Source organism: Streptomyces albidochromogenes (assembly GCF_005981925.1).
GTDB lineage: Bacteria > Actinomycetota > Actinomycetes > Streptomycetales > Streptomycetaceae > Streptomyces > Streptomyces albidochromogenes.
This window is the reverse complement of the sequence record NZ_VBVX01000351.1, coordinates 1-6,214: the sequence shown is the minus strand read 5'-3', so window position 1 is coordinate 6,214 and position 6,214 is coordinate 1. Positions and strand designations below refer to the sequence as shown.

The following is a 6,214-nucleotide window of genomic DNA, read 5'->3' as shown; positions in this document are numbered from 1 at the left end:
AGGCTGAACCCGCGCCCAAGCCGAAGCCGAAGCCGCCCGCGCCCGCGCCGCCGGAACCCGAGGCGGCACCGCCGCCCGCGCCGAAGCCTCCCCCTCCGCCGCCGGCCGCCCCGGTGGTCTACCAGGTGAACACGCTGAAGTACGGCGCCTTCGGCGACCACACGGAGCCCGAGGTGCGGGTCGCCCGGAGCAGCTGGCTGTGGCAGCGCTACGGCATGTCGATCGGAGGGGTGCGCTACGGCAGCGGTGTGACGACGCACGCGAAGTCGTCCGTCACCATCGACCTCAACCGCGCCTGCACCACGTACGACGCGCTGGTCGGCATCGACGACATGACCATGGGCATCGGGTCCGCGCGCTTCTCCCTGTACGGAGACGGCGCCCTGCTGTGGCGGTCGGGCCTGGTGCGGGGCGACGACGGGGCGGTGGCGGTGCGGGCGGGGATCTCCGGCCGGAAGTCGATCCGGCTCGTGGTGGAACCGGAGCACCCGCACGAGTCGATGGTCCTGGCGGACTGGGCGCACTCGCGCATCAGCTGCGAGGGCTGAACCGGCCGCCGTGGCGGCGGCGCGGCGGGTGTCGGGCCGCGGGCCGGCGACTGTTGGGTCAGAGGGCCGGGCGCTGGGGGACTCCGCCGGCCACCGCGCGTTGGCGCGGGGCCGCCGTGCCCGTCCAGCAGGTTCCGCGGCGCGAGATCAGGCGGCGCAGCCACAGCTCCGTCGAGACCAGGTCGGCGAGGCCGTCCAGGGGGACCGGTTCACCCTCGGCCGCCGCGCGCAGGGCCTTGCGCACGACGCGGGCCTCGATCAGGCCGGCGTCGGCGAGCAGCGGTGCGTCGAACAGTGCGATCAGGTCGCCGATCGCGGCGCGCAGTCCGGCGCGGGCGGCCACCGCCGAGGAGGCGTGCGAGGTCGCGCCCCAGCCCGGCGGCAGGTCCCTGATCCCGGCCCCCGCGAGGACGGCGCGCAGGATCGCCGCGCGGGCGCCCGGCTGGACCCGCAGGGCCTCGGGGAGGGTGCGGGACGCCCGTACGACCTGGTTGTCGAGGAACGGGGCGTGCAGGCGCTGGCTCCGTACCTCCGCGGCCTGCTCGAAGACCCGGTGGTCGGCCGCCGCCCGCGCCAGGGCGGCGCGGGCCCGGGCCTCGCCCGGGCGCTGGACCGACGAGGGCCGGGTGATCGCCCCCTGGAGGCGAACCGATACTTCAGCCAGCGCCTCCCCCGTCAGCCAGCGTGCCGCGGGGCCCGGCCTGGTCCAGGAGAGTGCGGCGAGCGAGGCGTCGAGGGCCGTGACGGGGACGTTGCCGGCGCTCCGGGCGCCCGGCTCGTCGAACCGGCCGTCCATGAGCCGGGCCGCCGCCTCCTCGATGCCCACGCGGTACGGCGTACGGGCGAGGCGGCGGGCGGCGCGGTAGACGGTCAGCGGGACGAAGAGGGAGTGGGCGGAGGGGCCTTCGACCTTCGCGAGGGCGGCGACCGGTCGCAGCAGGTCACGCCGTCTGCGGTCCATCAACAGGTCGGCGAGGCGGGCCGGATGGGCGTCCAGGACCTGGCGCGCGCCGTGCCCCGTGAAGTGGTCGGCGCTGCCGGCCGCGAGGCGGCGGCGGTGGCGCTCGGCGGTGACCAGGGACGGCCCCGGTTCGTCGGTGAGGGGCCCGCTGTCCAGGTCGGCGTACGGCAGGGCTTCCGCTCCGGCGGCCACGACGACGTGGTGCAGCCGGGGGTTGGCGGCGATCGCGCCGGCCCGCTGCAACTCCGCCTCGCCGCCGGGGCCTTCGGCGGTCAGGTCGTTGAAGGTGACGGCGAGCAGCCGCTCCCCCGCGCCCGTGCCGTGGCCCAGGACCGTGCCGGGCACCCCCGGCAGGCCCGCCGCGAGGAGGGCCAGCGTCGCCGACGCGCTGCCGCCCGAGAGGTCCGCGCCGATGCCGGGGACGGGCGCGCCGCGGGCGGCGCGGCGGTCGGCGGGGCCCATGCCGGGGACGGGCCCCGGGTCGGGCGGCACGGTCTCGGGGGCGTGGCGCGGTGCGGTGAGTCTGGCCCGTACCGCTTCGACCAGCGCGTCGCGCACGCCGTCGACGGCGCGTTCCGCGTCGAGTTGGGGGGCGGCCACGGCGAGGGAGGCCACCGGTTCGTATCCGGTGATCTCGCGGGAACCCTCGCGCAGTACGAGCGCGTGGCCCGGCGGGATGCGCCGTACACCCGCGTACGGTGTGCCGTCGCGCAGCGCCTCCGGCACGTCGGGGCAGGCGAGCAGGGCGGCGAGGTGGCCGATGTCGAGCTGTGCCTCGATGAGGTCGGCGAGCGGGAGCGCGGCGGTGGCGTACGCGGTGCCATTGGCCCAGGGCGTGTAGAAGACCGGGCGGGCACCTGCCAGGTCACCGACCACGGTGACGCGGCGGCCGGCCTGGACGACGGCGGTGTAACTGCCGGACCACGCGGTCAGATGCCGCAGTGCGCCGCCGCGCGCCGCGAAGAGGCCGACGCGCAGTTCTTCGTCGGAAGCACCACAGCAGCCGAGGACGGCGATCCGGGTGAAGGGGTCCACGCTGACGACGCGGACTTCGTCGGGGCGCCAGTCGCCGACGGCCCACAGGGGGTCGGGGTCGCCCCACAGGAGCTGGGAGCCGACGGGGTGCACGGTGAGGGACTCGTCGTCGGAGGGATGGGACGAGGGCCGCGAGGAGGTGGGGCCGGCGCCGGCCGTGCCGGGCGCGCGGACCGCTCCCACTGTCCCGAAGCTGGCGGCGACACTGCTCCACCCCACCAACCACCGCATCGCGCCTCCACAGGCTGTGGACAACCAAACGCACGTACCGAAGCGGCATCGACGAATGCGAGAAGCGGCTTCGGGACCATGCTGCCACGACAACGGCACGCAGGAGGTGCTGTGGAAGGCGTACGGGCAAGTCAATGCGCCCGCCGCGTACAGGACTTCGGCCGGTTTGGGCGACAGGCGCCATTCAGCCATTCTGCGGTCGCGGCGGTACCCGGGGGCGCCTCGGGGGAACGCACAGTCCGGGAGGCGCTGTTCGCCTCCCGGACCGGTCCGCCGCCCGCGGGGATGAAGGCGGCGGTGTCCCCCAGCCCACTGGATCCAGTGCAGCGGGCCGACCCACGCGACTCCCATGGAACGGCTCCGGCCGTCGGCCCGACGAGAGCGCAGGGCGGGCGCACGGCCACACGCACGGAGCACGGGCGTGTCGCGGGCGTTCGTGTAACTACACGAATCTCGCCATACGGACCACCGCCCCTTAACGGTCGGGAGGCGGAGAACTACGCTGGGTTTACTGATGTTCTGAGCGGGCCGCATATTCCGGCTGGGCTGGCCGCGTGGTTGTGCGGGCGGTACGGCTGGAAATGTCCCCGCCGGACGGCTGTCTGTGTCGAGGGGTGGCGCATGTCCAGGGAGCAACGCGGGCCGAACGAAAAGCTCGGCACGGTTCTCGCCCTCGCGGGAATCAGCAATGCCGGCCTGGCGAGGCGGGTCAACGATCTCGGGTCGCAGCGCGGCCTGACACTGCGGTACGACAAGACGTCGGTGGCCCGGTGGGTGTCGAAGGGCATGGTGCCGCAGGGCGCCGCGCCCCACCTCATCGCCGCCGCCATCGGGGCCAAGCTCGGCCGGCCCGTGCCGCTGCACGAGATCGGGCTCGCGGACGCCGATCCGGCGCCGGAGGTGGGTCTGGCCTTCCCGCGCGACGTGTCGGCGGCCGTGCGGTCGGCGACCGAGCTGTACCGGCTCGATCTGGCCGGCCGGCGGGCGGGCAGCGGCGGCATCTGGCAGTCCCTGGCGGGGTCGTTCGCGGTCAGCGCGTACGCCACCCCCGCCTCCCGGTGGCTGATAACACCGGCCGACTCCTCGGTCGCGCGGGATTCCGCGGCCGACGAGTCGGCGGCCGACGCGACTCCGCTTCGGGTGGGGCACGCGGACGTGGCCAAGCTGCGCGAGGCGGCGGAGGACGCGCGGCGCTGGGACTCGAAGTACGGCGGCGGGGACTGGCGTTCGTCGATGGTGCCCGAGTGCTTACGGGTTGACGCGGCGCCGCTGCTGCTCGGCTCGTACAGCGACGACGTCGGCCGCTCGCTCTTCGGCGCCACCTCCGAACTGACGCGGCTGGCGGGGTGGATGGCCTTCGACACCGGGCAGCAGGAGGCCGCCCAGCGGTACTACATCCAGGCGCTGAGGCTGGCGCGCGCGGCGGCCGACGTGCCGCTGGGCGGGTACATCCTGGCGTCGATGTCGCTCCAGGCGACCTACCGCGGCTTCGCCGACGAGGGGGTCGACCTGGCGCAGGCGGCGCTGGAGCGCAACAGGGGGCTCGCCACCGCCCGGACCATGAGCTTCTTCCGGCTGGTGGAGGCGCGGGCGCACGCGAAGGCGGGCGACGCGCAGGCGGCGGGAGGCGCGCTGAAGGCGGCCGAGGGGTGGCTGGAGCGGGCCCGGGAGGGCGACGCCGATCCGTCCTGGCTGGGCTTCTACTCGTACGACCGGTTCGCGGCCGACGCGGCGGAGTGCTACCGCGACCTGAAGGCGCCGCGCCAGGTGCGGCGCTTCACCGAGCAGGCGCTGTCCCGGCCGACGGAGGAGTTCGTGCGCTCCCACGGGCTGCGGCTCGTGGTGTCGGCGGTCGCCGAGCTGGAGTCGGGGAACCTGGACGCGGCGTGCGCGGCGGGGACGCGGGCGGTGGAGGTGGCCGGGCGGATCTCGTCGGCGCGGACGACCGAGTACGTACGGGACCTGCTGCACCGGCTGGAGCCGTACGGCGACGAGCCCCGGGTCGCGGAGCTGCGGGAGCGGGCGCGGCCGCTGCTGGTGGCGCCGGCGTAGGGGTTCGCCGGCCGGGCCCCCTGCGCGGGCGGCAGGGGGCGGGGGCCCGCGGCCGGTGGTTTGAAGGCGTTGTCAGTGGGTCAGTGCATCATCGGGAGTCCGGGGGCGCTCCCCGGAGAGCACGGATCCGGACATGGCCGCGGTGGGAGGTGGAGCGATGCCGTACGACCGCTGTGACCGTTTCGACTGCGATGTGCTGGTGATCGGTGCGGGGATCGTCGGCCTCTCGGCGGCGTACGCCCTCACGCGCGCCGCCCCCGGCACCCGGGTGACGGTGCTGGAGAAGGAGCGGGGCCCCGCCCTGCACCAGACCGGGCGCAACAGCGGCGTGATCCACAGCGGCATCTACTATCGGCCCGGCTCGCTCAAGGCGCGGTACGCGGTGCGGGGCGCGGCGGAGATGGTCAAGTTCTGCGCCGAGCACGGCATCGCGCACGAGGTCACGGGCAAGCTGATCGTCGCGACGGAGCGGGAGGAGCTGCCCCGGCTGCACGCGCTGGTGCAGCGCGGGCGCGAGAACGGCATTCCGGTGCGGGAGCTCGGGGCCGCCCAGATCGCGGAGTACGAACCGGACGTGCGGGGCCTGGCGGCGATCCACGTGGGGACGACCGGCGTGTGCGACTACGGGGCGGTGGCGCGCCACCTCGCGGAGAGCCTCACCGCCGCCGGCGGGGAGATCCGGTACGGCGCGGAGGTGGCCGCCGTCGACCGGCGGCCCTGGGGCGTCGCGGTGCGCACGGCGGACGGGGCGGTGGTGCGGGCCCGGGTCCTGGTGAACTGCGCGGGGCTGCACTGCGACCGGGTGGCGCGGCTGGCGGGCGACGACCCGGGCATGCGGATCGTGCCGTTCCGGGGGGAGTACTTCGATCTCGCGCGGCCGGAGCTGGTGCGCGGCCTGGTCTATCCGGTGCCGGACCCGGCGTTCCCCTTCCTCGGGGTGCACCTCACCCGGGGCATCGACGGCGGCGTCCACGTCGGGCCGAACGCGGTGCCGGCGCTGGCCCGGGAGGGGTACGCCTGGTCGGCGGTCAGGCCGCGCGAGCTGGCCGGCACGCTCGCCTGGCCGGGGTCCTGGCGGATAGCCCGGCGGCACTGGCGGTACGGGGCGGGGGAGCTGCACCGCTCGCTGTCGAGGCGCGCGTTCGCCGACGCGGTGCGGCGACTGCTGCCGGACGTCGCGGAGGCGGACCTGCGGCCGGCCCCGGCGGGTGTGCGGGCGCAGGCGGTGCTGCGCGACGGGACGCTGGTCGACGACTTCCTGATCCGGGAGGCCCCTCGCACGATCCACGTACTGAACGCTCCTTCCCCCGCGGCCACGGCCTCACTCCCAATCGGCAGACAGGTGGCGCGGCGGGCGCTGGGGGTGCTGGCGGCGGCGGGGGTGTAG

Annotated in this window: 4 protein-coding genes; 3 read left to right on the top strand and 1 reads right to left on the bottom strand. The window is 75.5% G+C overall.

Features of this window, described 5'->3' with window-relative positions; translation table 11 throughout:
* The coding region (locus E2E34_RS29740; protein ID WP_138904969.1) for an NPCBM/NEW2 domain-containing protein at window positions 1-548 on the top strand (548 nt) is incomplete at its 5' end.
* A 58-nt stretch (window positions 549-606) separates the two neighbouring features.
* Here the strand turns inward: E2E34_RS29740 and E2E34_RS29735 are convergent.
* Window positions 607-2,775 (bottom strand): asparagine synthase-related protein, encoded by a 2,169-nt coding sequence (locus E2E34_RS29735; protein WP_138904968.1) that lies wholly within the window; start codon window positions 2,773-2,775, stop codon window positions 607-609.
* Between the two features lie 621 nt (window positions 2,776-3,396).
* On the opposite strand from E2E34_RS29735, the gene E2E34_RS29730 reads away from it, so the two are divergent.
* Together E2E34_RS29730 and lhgD are read left to right on the top strand one after the other, a co-directional pair.
* Window positions 3,397-4,827 (top strand): NsdA family TPR-like regulatory protein, encoded by a 1,431-nt coding sequence (locus tag E2E34_RS29730; protein WP_138904967.1) that lies wholly within the window; start codon window positions 3,397-3,399, stop codon window positions 4,825-4,827.
* A 133-nt stretch (window positions 4,828-4,960) separates the two neighbouring features.
* Entirely contained in the window at window positions 4,961-6,214 is a 1,254-nt protein-coding gene (lhgD, locus tag E2E34_RS29725; RefSeq protein WP_244316246.1) for an L-2-hydroxyglutarate dehydrogenase, read from the top strand.

Bases quoted from the DNA above. Each gene is read 5' to 3' on its own strand.
- lhgD (WP_244316246.1), top strand. From the start codon at position 4,961: ATGGCCGCGGTGGGAGGTGGAGCGATGCCGTACGACCGCTGTGACCGT.
- E2E34_RS29735 (WP_138904968.1), bottom strand. From the start codon at position 2,775: ATGCGGTGGTTGGTGGGGTGGAGCAGTGTCGCCGCCAGCTTCGGGACA.
- E2E34_RS29730 (WP_138904967.1), top strand. From the start codon at position 3,397: ATGTCCAGGGAGCAACGCGGGCCGAACGAAAAGCTCGGCACGGTTCTC.